This window comes from Leptospira soteropolitanensis, assembly GCF_026151655.1.
In the GTDB taxonomy this organism is placed as follows: domain Bacteria; phylum Spirochaetota; class Leptospiria; order Leptospirales; family Leptospiraceae; genus Leptospira_A; species Leptospira_A soteropolitanensis.
On record NZ_JAMQPN010000002.1, the window covers coordinates 712937 to 731709 of the forward strand.

Below are 18773 nucleotides of genomic sequence, written 5' to 3' on the forward strand. Positions count from 1 at the left end.
TTAGTTTTTTTCCAATTCTTTTTTTACCGCCATATAACAATTGTATATGGTCTCGTTACAAACATCACAACCTGAATTACAACAAATGAGAGACCTTTCCGATACTTTTCCCTCTACCAAATTTTTTACAAAGGCAGCGGTCCTATCTGGTAAAAAGAAAAATCTGACCTTTTCCAAAATGACTTCATCGATAGTTTTAGGAAATAAACGTTCTTCCGACATTTACCCTCCTGTAATCCACCCCAAATACATGGCATAAAAATAAACGGTCACTCGAACAAATCGAAAAAGAGATCCAAGTAAAAATAGCGAATAACGCATCTTAAATGTTCCCACCGTATAAGCCATCCAAGAATAGGGAATAGGAGTTAGTGCACTTAAAACCACAGCTCCAAATCCATATTTTCGTAGATAAGGAAGGAGTTTATCTTCATAGTGTAAAACCATCTGCCTACCCAAATGAAACTTGGGGATAAGATACAATCCGATCAAGTATGCTAAGGATCCACCGAGGATACTCCCGAAAGACATGGAGAGAATCGTTTTTAAGGGATCCATTTCTCCTGTGATGGCAAGCATTAGAAAGGCATCGGGAGGAACAAAAGCAGGAAGACTATCAGAAAGAATCATTCCTACAAAAAGCCCTAAATACCCAAAAATACGAACAAAGTGTTCGCTAAATCCGAGTAGTTCCTTTCGAAAGAAAAAAGCAAGTCCAAATACAATGGCTAAAACAATAACAATCGAAAGGATGGTTTGAAAAATAAGACCACGAAGGTTGATGGAAGTTTCTTTTTCTTTTGTCATAAATATGTGACCGATGGTATATTTACCATTTTTTCTCTGGAGTGATCTACCTTAATCTCCATTTTCTTTTCTGATTAAATTACGATTGGTTCGAATCCATTCTTCCACTTTGGTAACAGATTCTTTGATAAGAGCATCCAAACTGTTTTTTTCTTCCGAATTAAAATTTTGTAAAACAAAATCAGCTACTTCCATGCCACCTTTTTCAGGTTTACCGACACCAAAACGTAACCTGTGAAAATCTTGCGAACCAAGTTTTGCTACGATATCCTTTAGTCCATTGTGGCCCGCAGTTCCGCCGCCAATTTTATTTTTAATTTTACCAAAAGGAAGGTCCACCTCGTCCTGAACGACAAGGATCCTGGACGGCGGGATTTTATATAAATTAGCAAGAGTTTGTGTAGCTTTTCCCGAGAGATTCATGAACTCTAAAGGTTTCAAAAGATGGATTTTGTCCCCTTCCAAGGTATGTGTTGTCTCCATATACTTTTTGGTATCTTTAAAAGAAACTCCAAAGCTACTAGCAAGTGCATCCAAGATCATAAAACCAATATTATGGCGTGTATTTTTGTATTTATCCCCTGGATTCCCAAGGCCCACAATGAGAAAATGAATCATACGTTCCCGAGTAAAATATGTAACAGTCGTTCCGTGGCCTTCACAGCAGCCACTTGTTGGTCGGAATCAATGCCAATGGTACGAATCGGATGAGTATCACCCTCCCCTTTCCAAGTAATGACAGTTTCTACAAGAGCATTGGTATTCCCACCGGGAGGTATCCTTACTTCATAATCATAAAGTTTAGGAATTTGTATGTTTAATTCTTTTAAGATTTTACCGAGGGCGTGCATAAAGGCATCATAACCACCATCCCCTTCTCCCTTGGCTTCATAAAGTTTTCCTTGGAAATTGACTTTTACTTCGGCTCTTGGTTTTACTCCGATGCCGCTTGTCACAATACACGACTCGATTCGAAAACTTGCTTCTAAGTTTTCGCCTGTGATGTCAGAGATGATATAAGGAAGGTCTTCCTTGGTGACAGTTTTGTTCTGGTCTCCCAGCTCAATCACCCTTTCCAAAACTTTTTTTTCAATTTCAGGGGAAAGAACCATACCCAACTGTTTTAAATTTTCCGTGATACTCGCCTTACCAGCTAACTTACCCAATGCGTAAACTCTAGCTCTACCAAAACGTTCAGGCAGAATGGGATTGGCATACAAATTTCCTTTTTTATCACCATCGGCATGAACTCCTGCCGTTTGCGTAAATACATCTTCACCAACAATGGGACGGTTATCAGAAATTCGTTTCCCTGAAAAAATTTCAACAAGCCTTGAGGCATTGGTAATTTCTTTTTCTATAATCGAAGTTTTAAATTTTGTTTTGTCGTGGATTGCTGTGATAACAGCCTCTAAAGGGGAATTTCCTGCCCGTTCGCCGAGTCCATTGACTGCGACATGTAGGCCTCGAACCCCAGCTTGGACGGCTTCCAAACAATTAGCCACTGCTAAATCATAATCATTATGTCCGTGAAATTCAAACCAAAGTTTTGGAAATTCTTTGACAAGATCGGTAATGGCCGTCCGAACTTCCAAGGGAGATAAAACTCCGAGAGTATCTGCTAAATAAAACTTATGAACAGGAAACTTTGAAACAACATTCAAATATTCTAAAACATAATCACGAGAATACAAATATCCATTAGACCAGTCTTCTAAATAAACATTTACGGTAATTCCTGATGCTTTAGCAAACTCAACAGTTTTCTGGATGTCTAAAAAATGCTCAGATGGAGTTTTTCGAAGTTGATTTGTTAGGTGATTTAGTGATCCCTTAGTGAGAAGGTTTAGAACTCGAACTCCCGTTCCCTTCATCCACTCTACAGTTTTATCATAATCCACGAACCCTAAAATTTCGATTCGGTCGTGCAGACTTTCTAATTTAGCCCATTCCACAATTTTTTTAACTGCTTCAAATTCACCAGGAGATACTCGAGCACTGGCAATTTCCACTCGATTGGCTTTTAAATCCATTAGCAAGTGTTTGGTGATATTTAACTTTTGCTGCCAAGAAAAGGAGACTCCGTTTGTCTGCTCCCCGTCCCGTAAAGTAACGTCCAGAATTTCTATAGTAGAGTTAGATTCGGTCATGATTTCAATCGGTTGATGTATTCTTTGGATGGGGCAAGAATTTCCACAATGGTTGCTCCAGGGTTTGACCGAAACATCGGATCGGTCTCCACTAGTTTCAGAAAACCGCATGTCTCTACGTAGTCAATCGCCATTCGTTTGAGGATTCCTTCCCCAATCCCGTGCAAAATTTCGACATAGGATTCCCCGTCCATAAAGGCTTCATGGAGTTCTCGCTCTAATTTGATTCGAGCTTCTTCAAATCGGAGTTTGCGGATGTAGATGGTACGCACCTTACGTCCAGAAAAATGGACTTAGGTCAAATTGCAACAGAAACGAACTGCATCTAGCAATTCTCTAGTATTCCAAGGTTTGGAAAAAATGGCGTAAGTTTTTGCTTCTTCCTTCACGCGGTTGATCGCGTCACGATCTGCATGACCTGAGATTAAAATCGACTTTATATGAGGGTATTTTTGGTGGACTTGGATGAGGAATTCATCTCCTCGCATACCAGGCATAAGCCAATCGGAGAGAATGAGGATCACTTCAACGCCTGACTGACAAAGGTCATCAATGACTTCCATTGCCTCTTCTGGATTTTGGGCCGTTTCATAGGTATAACTACCCCCAATCTCTCGTTTTAGTTCTTGTACGAGGGAAAGGAGTAAAATTGGTTCATCATCCACACATAGGATTGCATTTTTCTCATGATGTAGCTGGGTAATATTCAAACTTTGTCCCCTTCGATTCCCTTTGGCAAATACACAATAAATTCGGTTCCATAGTCATCTGACGCGAACTCAATTTTGCCCTTCATTTTTTCTACGATTTGTTTACAAATGTCAAGCCCAAGCCCAATCCCTTCACCATGTTTTTTTGTAGTAAAAAAAGGTAAAAAAATCTTATCCCGAATCTCTGGGGCAATTCCCTTACCTGAATCCCGGATGGATGTGATCACAAAGTTTGCATTGGATGTCACAGAGATTGCTATTTTTCCGCGATAATCCATCGCTTGCAATGCATTATTGATAATATTAATCCAAACCTGATTGAGTTTATCTCTTTCCGCCAAACAATAATCAGTTGTATTATATAATTTGATAACTTCGACATCATTTTTTATTTTTGCTTGGTATAAGGTTAAAATTGAATCCATTTCCGTAGGGATATGAACTTTTTGTAACTCAGTTTCTGTTTCTAAACGATCGGTATGTAAATAATGTTTGAGAGCATTCACTACATGAGATGCTTTTTCTGTCGCAGTTTGAATTACGTAGACTAAACGATATAAGCTACCTAAAATATGGACATTTTGTAGGATCATTCCAGAACGAGGTTTTTTTAGAACTTTAAGTAGTGGTTCATCAAAATGTAAAATGCCTAGCGAAGTTAAGTCCTCCAATACCTCTTCTGGATTTTGAATTTGATGGGAATTTAAAATTCCTAATCTTTCTTTTTTCTCTGCTCGATTGAGTATGCCTGAATTACGAGATCCAAAAGACAAACTTAGATGGAGTAAATATTGAAAGTTCTCGCGTTCAGAAGTATCTAATGATTCCAAAAATTCCGGTAAATTAGTGATATCATTTTTTATAATTTCCGACATTGCCCTTACACTGGAAGTAATCGCACCTAATGGAGTATTCAATTCATGAGTAATTCCAGCGGCAAATTGTCCGAGAGCAGCCAGTTTTTCGCTCATTAGTAGCTGAGCTTGAGTATTGTGCAAATCAATTAGAATTTTTTCCTTTGCCTCAATCATTTCTAAAAGACTTCGATTGCTTTGTATTAATGCTTCAGTTCTTTCACCAATTTTTTCTTCAAGATTTGAATTGGTCTCCATGACCATACGTTGGCTTTCTTCCACACGATCAAAACTTAGTTTTAGTTCCTTTGACATAAAACGAAAGGCATCTGATAAATCTTTGAGTTCGGCAATCATACTTTCGTCAACATGGTAATTCCAGTCTCCTTTGGCTAAAGATTTGGATGCCTTAGCAAAAGAAAGAACGGGCCTCGTTACAAATTCAGCAACCACTGCAGCAAGTATTAAACTAAGGAGTATAGCCCAAGCAAAAACCATTGCTGATTTACTATTTCCAGTGATTACACCACTCAAATAAAAAGAATTGGGAAACAAAGTGATTAGATAAGTTTTTTCTTTTAATTTTGGATGAGAGTACTGTGTGACCATTGCATTCCAATTTTCACGAGAAAGCGGTTTTTTAGTCACAACGGCAAAACTAAACCGTTTTTCTGTAGTATTAATCTCATGACCCAATTTTTTTAATTCGACTCTTACGGTTTCTAAAAATCTTGATTTTCCAAGATCCGAAGATAGAAAAGCTAACGGACTTAAACTTTCATCTAACAAAAAAACTTTGCCTTGTTCATTTACTTTGGAAACATCAAGAACCTTTGCCAGTCCACTAATTTCGAGATTTGGTTCAGGAACTGATGAGAAATATTGATCTAAACTTAAAACAATATTCTTTGACCATTGCCGATGCAAAACTCCTACCATTTGGAAGGCAGACTGCTCTGCATTTTTTAGAGTTACATAAGCCGTAATACCAACAAGGAAGAGCACCAAACCAACAAAAGGTGTAACAATAAACAACTGTAACGAAATGCCTGTTTTTAGCTCTGAATCAGATTCGACAGAAACGATCTCTTTTTGTCCCGATTTCCAAACCATTTGCGGTTCGGTGATCGTAACTTCTTTCACTTGTCCAGGAACCTCGGCCCAAAAAAATCCAAACTTTCGGACAATAGGAAAGGTGATGAACATAACAAACGGAGCTAAAAGCCATGTAATTCCTGTAGTAAACAAAAGAGCAGAGCTAATGGTATGATAGGAAATTTCAGCACCGAATTGTTCAGAACATAAATAACCCCATAAAAAAGGTTCGAGAAGTAAAAACAAAATAACAAATAGGAAATAATAAACCCAAACTTTTAACTTACGAAAGTTAGGTGACTTTCCAATCATTTGGTAGGAAATCCAGAATAAGGATGGATTAATAAAATAACCAGGTAACCAATCCCATAAAAAATCGGGAGGAACCCCTTCCATCAAATCGGAAAGCCCATAGGCAAACGGCACGGCAAGAAGTGCCGGGAATCCAAAAAAATTCAAACAAAGGAAAACCGATAAATCTTTTAAACTTTCAAAAGTTTGAGCACCTGGAATTAAAACTATGGAACTTCCTAAATATCCGGTAATAAAAATACTAACAAAAGTAATTAGGAACCAATAAAAACTGGTAAGGTTCCAATTCCAAACCTCTCTCGATATTCTTAAAGTTTTTCCATTCCGAAAGGTAAAACCAGTAAATGCGAATATTGCAATAATAGAACCAAATAAAAAAGAGAACCGACCCCAAACTTCTAAAATGGGCAAAGGAATGTTGGAAACAAAACGTTCTATCCAAACAATTGATTCGGCCATAGCCCATGAATGGTAACGAACTATGACTTTAAGTAAAGCAAAAACTTTTTTACTTTAGAGGCAAGGGAAGAAGGAAATTCAGAATCCAAGGAGGAAAAATTGACCCATTTACTTTCCACACCAAAGTTTTTTGCCAAAGTTTCGACTTGGGTTTGCTCTTTCAATGAATGGCGAAGAACAGAAAAATTCATCTTATGGTGAGTGATCGTATGTTTGAATTGCCCAATGGAAAGAAAATCGGGGAACAAGTTTTTTAAAGCTAAAAAGTATGCTGTAGGTTCGTAGTCTACTTCCGGAATTTCTCCAATAAATCCATAGGGCAGATGAAACATCTCTTTTAGAAAACGCATTTTTGGTTCTTTTACGAGTAGGATTTTGTCCTTAAAATCAAAAACCAAAATCTCTGCGCTTAAATGGACCTGTTTTTTTTCTTTAACTCTAAGAGGGATTTCTCCTGTCTTTTGATGGACTCTCGCATAACAGGTATCAGTCAATGGGCATAATAAGCATTTCGGAGACTCCGGTAAACAAAGTGTCGCTCCAAGTTCCATCAAGGCTTGGTTATGGTCTCCTGGCCTTTCATGATATAAAAAATCGTCCGCTTTTTTTTGTAAGTCCGTATCTGCTTTCGGACCTAAAATATTTTCAGTATATCCAAAATAACGTGAGAGAACCCGTTTAACATTTCCATCCAAAACAGCAAGTGGTAAGTCGTAAGCGATGGAAAGAATGGCCCTTGCTGTATAGTTTCCAATTCCAGGAAGTTTCAAAACTAGATTTAAGTCTTTCGGAAAGGATCCATTATAATTTTGTACAAGAAATATGGCGGCTTTTCGGAGATTCCTTGCACGACTATAGTATCCAAGTCCTTTCCAATGGGCAAGAACCTCTTCTTCCTCTGCAGAAGCTAAAGACTCTGGTGTGGGAAATCGTTTCATAAACGATTCAAACAGAGGAAGCATAGCATTCACACGAGTCTGTTGTAACATTACTTCAGAAACCCAAATGGGATAAGCTTGTTTTTTCTTTCGAAACGGAAGGTCCCTTTTATGAATTTGGTACCAGTCCTGTAGTTTTTTTTGTGGGTTCAAGTTTCTGAGTCTTGAATACTATAACGAAGAAAGGTATTACAACTTCCCTCTTCAGTATAACGAACCAGATCATAATCTAAACGTGTGGATCGGAAGAATTTGGAATGAGCCAATCTTTCTCGAATTTCCTGACGGATATGGTCGCGAGCCTCTTGACGTTTGTCGTAATGGGCAGGCGAAAGGATTTCACTTTTATAAGATAAGCTACCTTCACGGTAAATCGCCACAGTAACCTGCACCCGGTATTTTCGCTGTAATCCTTGTCTTACTTCAGTATTCATTGTATCCAAAAAACCGGTTTTTCTTCCTAAATAGATTTTCGGTCTTAGGGGGAGGGAAATTGAAAGCCTCGGATTTTTTTCATACTGCTTGCCCAAAATTTCGAATTTAATTTTCTAGATAATGAGAACATAAGATTCAAATGAGCACCAAATATAACGAATCGCCATTTTTCTACAAAAGACGCCCTACCCGTGAAGTGATGGTTGGGACTGTGGGAATTGGAGGGAAAAATCCAATTCGCATCCAATCAATGATTACATCTAACACAAGAGATACGGATGCAAGTATCAAACAAATAGCTGATTTAGAAAAAGCGGGTTCAGAAATAGTTCGCCTAACAGTTCCTAGCCAGGCAGATGCGGATAATTTACCAAACATTCGAAAACGAATGAAAGAATTGGGACTTACGGTGCCTCTTGTAGCAGATATTCATTTTACACCGCAAGTGGCACTCAAATGTGTAGAATGGGTTGAAAAGGTGCGGATCAACCCAGGTAATTTTGCAGACAAAAAAAAATTTGAAATCATCGAATATACGGACAAAGACTATAACGAAGAATTAGAAAGAATCGAGGAAGTTTTTACACCCTTAGTCCTTCGGGCAAAGGAACTAGGAGTTGCCATGCGTATCGGTACCAATCACGGTAGTCTTTCTGATAGAATCATGAACCGGTTTGGAGATACACCGCTTGGTATGGTGGAATCTGCTTTAGAATTCATTCGGATTGCAGAAAAAAATTCATATAAAGACATTGTTGTCTCAATGAAAGCATCCAATCCGCAAGTTATGATCCAAGCCTATCGAATGTTAGTTTCCAGGTTTTACGATTTAGGAATGGATTATCCCTTACACTTGGGAGTTACAGAAGCAGGTGATGGAAAAGATGGAAGGATCAAATCTGCCATTGGAATCGGCAGTTTACTTGAAGATGGCCTTGGAGACACAATCCGTGTTTCGCTGACAGAAGATGCCATTCATGAAATCCCTGTGGCAAAAGAATTAGTTCGTAAATATAATGATCTATTTTTAAAAGATCAAATAAAATCACCTTCTCTTCATACTCTATCGGAACCTGGAATTTCAGAAAATCGAGAAACCATTTTTACAGAATTTCGGGATCCTTTTCAATACTCTAGATTTTATTCCAAAGAACTCTGTTTAGGCGAAACAAAACTGGGTGATTCATCTCCTGTTCGTATTGAAATCCGTTTTCCCTTTTTTGGATCAGAATCTGCAGAAGAAGTTCTCCACCTCATCCAAAGGGAAACCAAATCCGGCAGAATTCCTGAGATGCTCCACTTTGCCATCGATTCAGAACTAGATTTAATTTCTCTTGGAACAATGGTACGCCGTGGTTCTTTTCCGTTACCGGTATCTGTGGAACTCTCGAAAGACCTGACTTATCAATATGATAGTTTAGCCGAAGACCTCTACCGTATCCAAAAGTGGGTAGTAAATCCTCATATATTTTTTAAGGAATCGGAAGAGTCTTGGGACGATCTTTTGGATTTTGTGACTCGCTTTGCCAAAGACAAACGCTGTGTTGAATGGAGCATCGAAGCAGACGAAATTCACCTAACAGAAAAAATTGTCAGAGAATCTAAAAAAAGAAAAATAGAAAACCTGATTTTTTCTGTGAAAAATGGAGACTTACTTTCCGTTCGGAAACTGGCCTATCATTTACGAGAATCAGATTATCCCATAACCCTTGTCACCCAAACCCAAGATAAGGAAACTCTCCTCTACGAGTCCTCCATTCAGGTGGGTGGAAGTTTACTAGATGGGATTGGCGATGTGGTTCGGTTGTCATTTGGTGATGGTGAACCAGAAGAGTCACTTCACTTAAGTTTCGATATTTTACAGGCAACTAGACTTCGCCTAACAAAAACAGAATATATTTCTTGTCCATCTTGCGGAAGAACCATGTTTGATTTACAGTCTACAACTGCGATGATTAAAAAAAGAACAGGACATCTGAAAGGAGTCAAAATTGCCGTGATGGGATGTATTGTCAATGGTCCTGGCGAGATGGCTGATGCCGATTTCGGATATGTCGGTGCAGGTATTGGTAAGGTTCACCTCTACAAAGGGAAAGAAATTGTAAAAAAAGGAGTTTCCGAAGAGGAAGCGGCAGACCAACTCATCGAACTCATTCGAGAAAATGGAATGTGGAGCGATCCAGAATAAAAAGTAGTTCCCCTCTATCCACGGATGTGAACCATTTCCTCCGTGGAAGAAAAAGAATCTAAAGAAATCCTCTCAAGGATACAAACTATGGAAAGGGAACTTTCTTTTCTAAAAGAAAGAGTCCTAACTCTCACGAGTGCGCAACCTCCCCAAAAATCGGTTCCCACTGTTCCTAAACCAGTTCCTACCCAAATCCACCAAACAGATGTTTCTTTGGAAGAAGGACCTAATTGGTTTGTTCAGTGGATCGGTGAAAATTTATTTGTTAAGTTAGGAGTGTTTTCACTTCTAGTGGCAACCATTTGGTTTTTCTATTTAGCCATTGAAGAATATTGGATCAATGAATCTGTCCGCATTTGGATTGGACTTATCTCAGCCATCCCGATACTCTTCTATGGATTTCGTGTTAGGCATTCAAGGCCTTACCTTTCGCCAAGCCTTATTGGACTTGGAATCGCTGTTTTATTTTCAGCATACTATTCTGGATATCTCTGGTATGATCTTTATTCTACAGAAGTTTGTTTTGTGGGACTACTCATTCTCAGTTTAACCACAGTCGCCTTATCGCATGCCGAAAAAAGTGAAGTATTATTTGGATTTGCCTCTCTCGGTGCATTTTCAGTTCCCCTTCTTTTGTCGACGGGTCAAAACTCATATCCGTTCCTATTCACATACTTACTCCTTTGGAATTTTCTTTTTTTCTGGGTAAGAAAGGATAAAGATTGGAAGGTAATTCCATTAATACTTCTTCTAGCAAACCACCTAATCTTTGCTGGATGGGCAAACGAAAAATTAGAGGAAGCAAAACCTTTTTTTCCCATCATATTCCAACTAGGAATTTTTGTTTTATTTTTATTACGTGATTTCCAAACATTAGAATCGAAAAAATCCAAAGATCAGGTTCTTACCCTTGTTACCATTGGATTTACGTTAGGTTTAGGATTTTTACAATCATATTGGGCTTTTTCGATTTTTTATCCTATCGCAAAGCCTTTTTTACTGACACTCATTCTGATTCTATTTTATGGTCTGTATGAACGTTCCATTCGGCGGACAGAACTTAATTTAGAAAAGAAAAAACTCTATGATTTGATTGGTCTTTTCGGACTACCTTTTATAGTCAGTTTGATTGTCATCGGCACTACAGGAAAATTTTTGGCTTTTAGCCTAATCAGTTTTGCATTTCTTGTCACTGTTGCCTCAACTTACTCCAAACAACTGTATATGTATTTTGCTGCATTCCCTGTTTGGTTTTTTGCCCTATTTTATATCTTTGCTTTCACCTATCGCTCTCAGAACGAAATCCCTTTCCTAAATGGTCGTTTTTTGGTGTTTGCAACAGGTTCAGCGTATTTAGTACTTTCTTACCTCTATAGTAGAAAGTTTTCAGAACTATCCAAATTATTTTTATATGCAGCTTATCCATATTGGTTACTCGGAACCTTTGTTGAAATTTATTTAGGATTTCCAGAAGAGAAACAATTGTTTCTCTATACTCTGAGTTTAATTCTCTACGGGCTCATCGCATTGTCCGTTGGATTTGGAAAAAAAATTCAATCGTTAAGGTATGTCGGATTTGGATCTTTAGCTCTTGTCATCATAAAATTCTATCTTTATGATTTTTGGAATTTGAGTTTGGGTTATCGAATTTTGGCAGGTTTATTTTTAGGCATCACTCTCATCGTTACAGGAACGTTATACAATCATTTCAAGAAGGAAACAAAATGAAGTTCAAATATTTACTCCCTATTCTATTATTTTTTACAATTACAACCCAGGTGACAAGTAGACCACTTGCGATTCAAAACTTTAAATACAAAAAGGAATTAAAAATCTCAAACAATCTTTCCCCTAATGGAGTTGTAAAACTCATGTTAGATGAAGATATTTATAAACATTCTTATTACGGAGATTTACGATTAACATACAACGGTGAAATTATACCTTATCATATCCAAAATGCGGAAGAAATTTCCAAAAACACAGAAAAAGTAAAACCGGAATTATTATTTTCCAAAAAAGATGATTTGGAGATTTACGTATTGGAACTTCCCAAACTACCGGAAGGAATGAACTACACCAAACTCTCTGTATCTAGTGCCTATGACTACGAAACATCCATCACTCTTAAGTTAGGTGACAATCCAAATCAATTTACAGATTCCAAATCTGTATTTCTTTATAAGTATGGAAATCAAACCTCAGGTGAAATCGATTTAGGAAATACAAAACATCGTTTTGTTCGTCTGGAAGCAGAACCTGGCTCCGATCTAAAATTTCCGTCCGCATTTCGAGCCAAACAGAACAAAAATTTGTATTACGAAAAAACACATACAGTGACTGATCCAGTCCTTACTGAAGACCATTGTCAGTTTTTATTTCCCAATGAGCCTAAGTCCGCTTTTCAAATTCTGAAATTACATTTTGAAGAAGATAATTGGGAAAGAAAGGTAACCGTTCGAGGAAAAATCAACAAAAAAGAATGGGAAACTGTATTTGACGGAACTGTCACTCATAACAAATCAGACGGGACTTATACAGAAATACCACTTTCTCAAACGATTACCTCTGAATTTGAAATTCAGATTTATGATGGAGAAAACGAAACCCTTCACCTAAAAGAAGTAATCTCCGTTCAACCATTAGAAGAAATATATTTTTACGCAAACGCAGATGGTTCCAAAGATGGGTATGCGCTGTATTACGGAAACTCTTACCAATGGCCGCCAAGTTTTGATCCTTACTCTTACCCATCCGGTGAAGAAACAAAAACACCTGAAGTAAAAATGGGAACTCTCCTTGCAGAATCAGAAAATCCCGACTTTAGTTTTAGTATCCTCTACCCGCCGATTTCTGGATATCTGGCAACCGGGTTCTTTTACTTAGGAGTGCTGGCTTTGTTGTATCTTTTATTTTCTATTTTAAAGAATAAACGAGCCGTTCTCACTGAATCCGAATCATAAAATACACCAACATCTGACTCACGAAAAAAACTTTTCGTGAGTCCATTTAGTAGAAAACGATTGTTACAAAAAGATAATCCTAAGTACAAAATTTGAATTAGATTCAAATAGAATTTTTCTTTTCCCAGGATTCTAAAATAGGATTCATCATGGAAAACCAAAGTGGTGGAACAAGAGCAATTAAAATCATCACTTCGTAACCATAGGGCAACTGAGGGGCATTATCGAAATGGCGAAGTGTTTGGTATCTTCTCCCTGCATTGGCATGGTGATCTGAATGCCTTTGTAATTGAAACAAAAGTGCGTTAGAAACAAAATAGTTTTGGTTCCAAGAATGGATCGGTAACACTTTCTCAAATTTTCCTTCCGTATTTTGATTTCGTTTCAATCCATAATGTTCAATATAGTTAGTAAGTTCTAAAAGGGAAAACGCAACAAAGGATTGCAAAAGTAAAAACCCAAGTATTTCTATGCGGAATCCTTCTCCACTCCCAATAGATCCCCAAACCACCATAGTTGTTAAAAAAAGTAAAGTGATGACCATATACCAAATCATCTCGTTTCTAAAATGAATGACACCAAGTCCCAACTTAGATAAACGTTTTTTCTCCAATTCCCAGGCAGATTGAAAAGCACCAAAGACTGTTTGTGGATAAAACTGATAGAACGACTGATTTTTTCGTGAAGTGGCAGGATCACCTGGAGTTGAAACATTTGTATGATGACCTCTGTTGTGTTCTATATAAAAATGCATATAACAAACTGTCATATAAATCAATTTTGAAAGGAACTGTTCATAACGGGTGTTTTTATGACCAAGTTCATGCCCTACCGTAATTCCAACGCCACCGGTAACAATACCCACAGCGAGTGCAAAGAGGAAAAACTCTGTAGTTGTGTGAGGGAAAAAACTAATTCGGTAAACAGACCATATTACAAATATTAGCTGAACATAGGCCCAAATTTCTGTTAAATAGCGAAAATAAGAATCGTTTTGCAATTCTAAAAAATATTTTTTAGAAGGATTCGATTCATCTTTCCCAATCAGGAAATCAAGAACAGGTAAAACGATAAAAACAGTGATAGGAACAACAAGATAACTGATTCCCCCAACTGTTTCGGCCCACACGGTAAGAACCGGCAAAATATAACAAAGTAAAAAACTAAGTCGTTTTGTTAGAGTCATAAAATTTTCTCCTTATTCTTTATTTTGGAACAATACCTTCAAGTTCTCCAATCCTTCAAAAAGTTCTGGCCAATTTGTTTTTTCCGTGGCTTTATTTTTTAAAAACAATGCTCCAAGAAAAAATGATAAAAAAGCCTTTCCACTCATCGTATTGGCATTGGTTGGAAAGAATCGATCCAAAGCCGTTCGATATGTAGTAAAAGAATCTTCCACCAAAAGCGAAAGTTCATTGGAATCACTAAGGTGCCTCTTTACATCCACAGCCAGTAACATCAGGTTCAAAAAATGATCTTCTCGCGTAGCGACAAAATTCATTATATCCGAAAGACCTGAGTGACTCTCAGATAGTTCGGTGATCTCTTTTGCATCAATTGCCACAAGTTGTTTTACCATCGACGCAAAGAGAATCTCCTTGGTCGGAAAATAATGGTAAAGAGTTCCTGTAGAAACTCCCAATTCCTTGGATAGTTCCCGCATCGAAACCGATGACACACCTCTCGTCACAAAGATAGGCATACACTTGGTCAAAAGTTCTGCCCGGTAGAGATCATGATCGACTATCTTTGGCATCGGAAAAATCCCTTATTTATATCAAACAATCGATATAAATAAATACTTTCAACATGAAATGTCCAATCTTTTTTCCCAATTACAACTGATTCCCAAATCTTATGTTTTTTTTTCATGGAACTCTAGTCCTTCCCCTAGCCCAAATCTCCTTAACCTAGGATTTTTGGGGAACAGGCACCAGTAAGAAGTAAGGAAGGGAAAGTTCAAGCGAGAAAAGACAGGCGATTTTTATGACTATTTGGAAACAGGACCCGTCCAATCAGATAAACCTCAAGAGAATGTATCCAATGAACCAAAAATTCCAGATGCTCTTTCCGATAGCCCTTCTTGCATTTTTATTAGCCTGTACCGGAACCAGGCCAAGTTTTTTAGGTGTTAAGTCAGAGAAATTGGCTGAATGCCCAGGAACTCCTAACTGCATTAGCAGTTTTGCAAATCCCACAGACAAAGAACACTATAGAAGCCCGCTTCCCTACAAGAAACCTTTAAAAGAAGCAGTCCAAATATTAAAAAGAAAATTAGAGCTTTCACCACGTACAAAAATCATCGAAGAAAATCCGAATTACATTTATGCAGAATTCACATCACTTATCATGCGTTATGTGGATGATGTAGAATTTTATTTTGATGAAAAAAATAAACTCTTACACTTTCGGTCTGCATCGCGGCTGGGAAAATCAGACTTAGGTGTGAATCGAAAGCGAATTGAGTCCATACTGAAAGATTTAGAAATTTAACAGATAGTTAAATTCCTAAACCCCAAGTTCCATTTACTTTTTTTGGTGTCCACTGTGGATTTCCTGTAGGGAATTCACAGAAAAACCTTTATCCTTCATCTCCACCAAACCATGAATGAGGGCTCTTGCTGCTTGCGAAGTAGTCAAACAAGGCACCTTATATTTAATCGCTGCTTGGCGGATCGTAAACGCATTTTCGCGGGTGACTCTTGACAAAGGAGTATTGATGATCAAATGAATTTTTTTCTCTTTGATATAATCAATCACGTTCGGAAAATACCCATCATAAATTTTGTTAATTTTACTAGATAGAATTCCATTGTCAGAAAGAAATTTATGAGTTCCTTCTGTGGCGATAATATTATAACCTAAATTGGATAATGATCTTACCGACTCGAGTAACTCCTTTTTAGTTTTATCATTGATAGTCACAAAAACAGTTCCGTGTTTAGGTGGTTCTTCACCCGCCATGATCTGTGCTTTGACAAATGCTTCCCCTTTTGTGGTTGCAACACCCATCACTTCTCCGGTGGATCTCATCTCTGGTCCAAGGATGGTATCAACACCAGGAAACTTACTAAATGGTAAAACCGCTTCTTTCACAGTGATCATAGGAGCAGAAAAACGTTTTCCTAATTTAAAAGAAGACAAAGATTCCCCTAACATCAACCTTACGGCAATTTTTACGACTGGAATTCCAATTGATTTGGCAACAAAAGGAACAGTTCTTGATGCACGAGGATTCACTTCCAATACATACAAAGTTTCTTCTTTGATTGCATATTGAACGTTAATGAGTCCCTTTACATTTAATTCCAAAGCCAAACGGTAAGTGGCTTCTTCAATTTCTTGTAACATTCGTTGAGAAATGGATTGTGGGGGTAATACACAAGCTGAGTCACCAGAGTGAATTCCTGCCTCTTCAATATGTTCCATGATTCCTGCAATGAACACATCCTTTCCATCACAAAGAGCATCTACGTCGACTTCGGTCGCATCTTGTAAAAAAGAATCTACAAGAAGTGGTCTGTCTTCAGATACCTCTTCTGCTTCTTCCATGTATTTATCGAGTTCTGACTCTTCGTTTACAATTAACATGGCCCTTCCACCTAACACATAGGAAGGTCTCACAAGAACAGGATAACCGATTTTTCGTGCAATCTCTCTGGCTTTGTCTTTGGAGGCGGCAATTCCATTTTCAGGTGATTTTAAATTTAGTTTCTCTAAAACTTCTGCAAAACGTTTTCTGTCTTCTGCACGGTCGATGGAGTCGGGACTAGTTCCAAGAATTGGAACTCCCCTTTTTTCCAATGATTTAGCTAATTTTAAAGGAGTTTGACCACCTAACTGAACAATAACGCCATCAGGTTTTTCTTTTTTGAAAATTGCCATTACGTCTTCAAGACTTAAAGGTTCAAAATACAACCTGTCAGAAGTATCATAGTCTGTGGAAACTGTTTCTGGATTGGAGTTGACCATGATGGATTCAACTCCTGCTTCCTGTAAGGAAAAGGAAGCATGGCAACAACAATAATCGAATTCAATTCCTTGCCCAATACGGTTTGGACCACCACCGAGGATCATCACTTTCTTTTTCGAAGTGACATCAGCTTCATCCTCTTCGTCATAAGAGGAATACATATAAGGCGTAAAAGCTTCAAATTCCCCGGCACACGTATCAATTCGTTTATAGACTGGGTGGATGTTTTTTTCTTCTAAATATTTTTCGATTGACTCTTCTTCCTCACGAAGAGTTTTTTCCACTTTGGCTTTTGTAATTTCGATAGCAGCTCCGCTTCGAACTTGAGATAAGATTTGTTCTTCTTTATTTAGAAATGCAAGTTGGCGGTTTGAAAAACCTGCCTTCTTCATTTCTTCAATCATCGTTTTTCCTTCTTTTCGAAACCGATTCTCTAATTGGAATAACTCTTCAAATTGATAGAGAAACCAAGGATCAATTTTACAAATTTCGAAAATTTCTTCGACGCTCATTCCAAAATCAAAAGCCATTTTTACATAAAAAATGCGTTTGTCAGTAGGACGTTTTACTTTTGCAGTAAGCCAAGTTTTTCTTTCTTCTTTCGGAATCGATTCCCATTCCAAAAGTTCTTTTAAATAACCATCACTGCCAAATCCAAATCGGTCGGTTTCCAAGGAACGAAGAGCTTTCTGAAAACTTTCTTTGAAGTTACGACCAATGGCCATTGCTTCCCCAACAGCTTTCATTTGAACTCCTAAGGTATTATCGGAACCAGGGAATTTTTCAAAGGCAAACCGAGGAATCTTAGTCACTACATAATCGATGGATGGTTCGAAACTGGCCGGAGTCACTCGAGTAATATCATTTCGTATCTCATCTAAAGTGTATCCTATCGATAACAATGCGGCAATTTTTGCAATGGGGAAACCAGTTGCTTTAGATGCCAAAGCGGAGGATCTAGATACACGGGGATTCATCTCGATAACAATGACATCTCCATTCTCTGGATTTACGGCAAACTGAATGTTCGAACCCCCAGTTTCGACTCCAATCTCTCTAATGATATCGATCGACATATCGCGAAGACGTTGGTATTCTCTATCACTTAACGTTTGTTGTGGGGCAACTGTAATAGAATCTCCTGTATGAACACCCATTGGATCTAAATTTTCGATAGAACAAATGATGACTACGTTATCGGCCAGATCTCGCATCACTTCTAACTCGAACTCTTTCCATCCCATAACCGATTCTTCAACTAATATCTGTGAGATGGGGGATGCAGATAAACCTTTCTGCGCAATTTCTTCGAATTCCGACTCTTCGTAACAAGTTCCACCACCTGTTCCCCCTAAGGTAAAGGCAGGTCGAATGATGATAGGAAATCCAATTTCGTCTTTTGCTTTTCTTGCGGCATCCATATCGGAAACCATAAAGGATTTTGCGACCCGGATTCCCAGTTTTTCCATCGCTTGTTTGAAAAGTTCTCTATCTTCTGCTTTACGGATGGCGTCTACTTTCGCACCGATTAACTCTACATTGTATTTTTCTAAAACACCTTCTTTATGAAGAGCCAATGCTAAGTTGAGAGCCGTTTGTCCACCTACGGTTGGTAAGATGGCATCTGGTTTTTCTTTTTTTATAATTTTTTCGAGTACCGGAACCGTGAGTGGTTCGATGTAAGTTGCATCGGCAAGATCAGGATCCGTCATAATGGTTGCCGGATTGGAATTTACGAGAATGACTCGTATCCCTTTTTCTCGTAGGGCTTTGGTAGCTTGCGTTCCTGAGTAGTCAAATTCACATGCCTGCCCGATGACGATTGGCCCGGATCCGATGATCAAAATTGATTTTAAGTCGTTACGTTGCGGCATAGTTTCCTCTTTTTT

Annotated in this window: 16 protein-coding genes; 4 read left to right on the forward strand and 12 right to left on the reverse strand. The window is 38.1% G+C overall.

Annotated features, from left to right (window positions below):
- Genes ND811_RS08120 through ND811_RS08160 form a run of 9 tightly spaced genes read right to left on the reverse strand, consistent with a single transcriptional unit; the run spans position 1 to position 7759 of the window.
- Positions 1-222, reverse strand: coding sequence for a hypothetical protein (locus ND811_RS08120; protein ID WP_265351547.1), 222 nt, complete (start codon positions 220-222; stop codon positions 1-3).
- The gene (locus ND811_RS08125; RefSeq protein ID WP_004788787.1) at positions 223-807 is read right to left on the reverse strand and encodes a YqaA family protein; all 585 of its coding nucleotides are present in this window, start codon (positions 805-807) and stop codon (positions 223-225) included. It lies immediately after the preceding gene.
- Between the two features lie 51 nt (positions 808-858).
- On the reverse strand, positions 859-1425 hold the full coding sequence (gene pth, locus ND811_RS08130; protein WP_265351548.1) for an aminoacyl-tRNA hydrolase: 567 nt from the start codon (positions 1423-1425) through the stop codon (positions 859-861).
- Positions 1422-2957 carry a (R)-citramalate synthase CimA gene (gene cimA, locus ND811_RS08135; RefSeq protein ID WP_265351549.1) on the reverse strand — a complete coding sequence of 512 codons (1536 nt, stop codon included), beginning with the start codon at positions 2955-2957 and terminating at the stop codon, positions 1422-1424. Before cimA ends, pth begins: the two co-directional genes overlap by 4 nt.
- Positions 2954-3229 carry a Smr/MutS family protein gene (locus ND811_RS08140; RefSeq protein ID WP_265351550.1) on the reverse strand — a complete coding sequence of 92 codons (276 nt, stop codon included), beginning with the start codon at positions 3227-3229 and terminating at the stop codon, positions 2954-2956. The genes cimA and ND811_RS08140 overlap by 4 nt, the downstream gene beginning before the upstream one ends.
- A gap of 21 nt (positions 3230-3250) precedes the next feature.
- Positions 3251-3667, reverse strand: a complete 417-nt coding sequence (locus tag ND811_RS08145) for a response regulator (RefSeq protein ID WP_265351551.1) — start codon at positions 3665-3667, stop codon at positions 3251-3253.
- The gene (locus ND811_RS08150) at positions 3664-6387 is read right to left on the reverse strand and encodes a HAMP domain-containing sensor histidine kinase (RefSeq protein ID WP_265351552.1); all 2724 of its coding nucleotides are present in this window, start codon (positions 6385-6387) and stop codon (positions 3664-3666) included. The genes ND811_RS08145 and ND811_RS08150 overlap by 4 nt, the downstream gene beginning before the upstream one ends.
- Positions 6388-6407: 20 nt before the next feature.
- Complete coding sequence (mutY, locus tag ND811_RS08155) at positions 6408-7478, reverse strand: A/G-specific adenine glycosylase (RefSeq protein ID WP_265351553.1); 1071 nt, start codon at positions 7476-7478, stop codon at positions 6408-6410.
- On the reverse strand, positions 7475-7759 hold the full coding sequence (locus tag ND811_RS08160; RefSeq protein WP_265351554.1) for a hypothetical protein: 285 nt from the start codon (positions 7757-7759) through the stop codon (positions 7475-7477). Before ND811_RS08160 ends, mutY begins: the two co-directional genes overlap by 4 nt.
- A 140-nt stretch (positions 7760-7899) precedes the next feature.
- On the opposite strand from ND811_RS08160, the gene ispG reads away from it, so the two are divergent.
- The 3 genes from ispG to ND811_RS08175 are packed head-to-tail and all read left to right on the forward strand — an operon-like array spanning position 7900 to position 12911.
- Positions 7900-9948 (forward strand): (E)-4-hydroxy-3-methylbut-2-enyl-diphosphate synthase, encoded by a 2049-nt coding sequence (gene ispG, locus ND811_RS08165; RefSeq protein WP_265351555.1) that lies wholly within the window; start codon positions 7900-7902, stop codon positions 9946-9948.
- Positions 9949-9990: 42 nt separating this feature from the next.
- Positions 9991-11676 (forward strand): DUF2339 domain-containing protein, encoded by a 1686-nt coding sequence (locus tag ND811_RS08170; protein WP_265351556.1) that lies wholly within the window; start codon positions 9991-9993, stop codon positions 11674-11676.
- The gene (locus tag ND811_RS08175; RefSeq protein WP_265351557.1) at positions 11673-12911 is read left to right on the forward strand and encodes a hypothetical protein; all 1239 of its coding nucleotides are present in this window, start codon (positions 11673-11675) and stop codon (positions 12909-12911) included. Before ND811_RS08170 ends, ND811_RS08175 begins: the two co-directional genes overlap by 4 nt.
- Before the next feature lie 103 nt (positions 12912-13014).
- Here ND811_RS08175 and ND811_RS08180 read toward each other — a convergent pair whose 3' ends face one another.
- Together ND811_RS08180 and ND811_RS08185 are read right to left on the reverse strand one after the other, a co-directional pair.
- A complete protein-coding gene (locus ND811_RS08180) occupies positions 13015-14097 on the reverse strand; it encodes an alkane 1-monooxygenase (protein ID WP_265351558.1) in 1083 nt (360 codons plus the stop codon).
- Between the two features lie 12 nt (positions 14098-14109).
- Complete coding sequence (locus ND811_RS08185; protein ID WP_265351627.1) at positions 14110-14613, reverse strand: TetR/AcrR family transcriptional regulator; 504 nt, start codon at positions 14611-14613, stop codon at positions 14110-14112.
- A gap of 341 nt (positions 14614-14954) precedes the next feature.
- On the opposite strand from ND811_RS08185, the gene ND811_RS08190 reads away from it, so the two are divergent.
- A complete protein-coding gene (locus ND811_RS08190) occupies positions 14955-15404 on the forward strand; it encodes a DUF1499 domain-containing protein (protein ID WP_265351559.1) in 450 nt (149 codons plus the stop codon).
- Between the two features lie 33 nt (positions 15405-15437).
- Here ND811_RS08190 and carB read toward each other — a convergent pair whose 3' ends face one another.
- The gene (gene carB / locus ND811_RS08195) at positions 15438-18758 is read right to left on the reverse strand and encodes a carbamoyl-phosphate synthase large subunit (protein ID WP_265351560.1); all 3321 of its coding nucleotides are present in this window, start codon (positions 18756-18758) and stop codon (positions 15438-15440) included.
- Between the last annotated feature and the right edge of the window lie 15 nt (positions 18759-18773).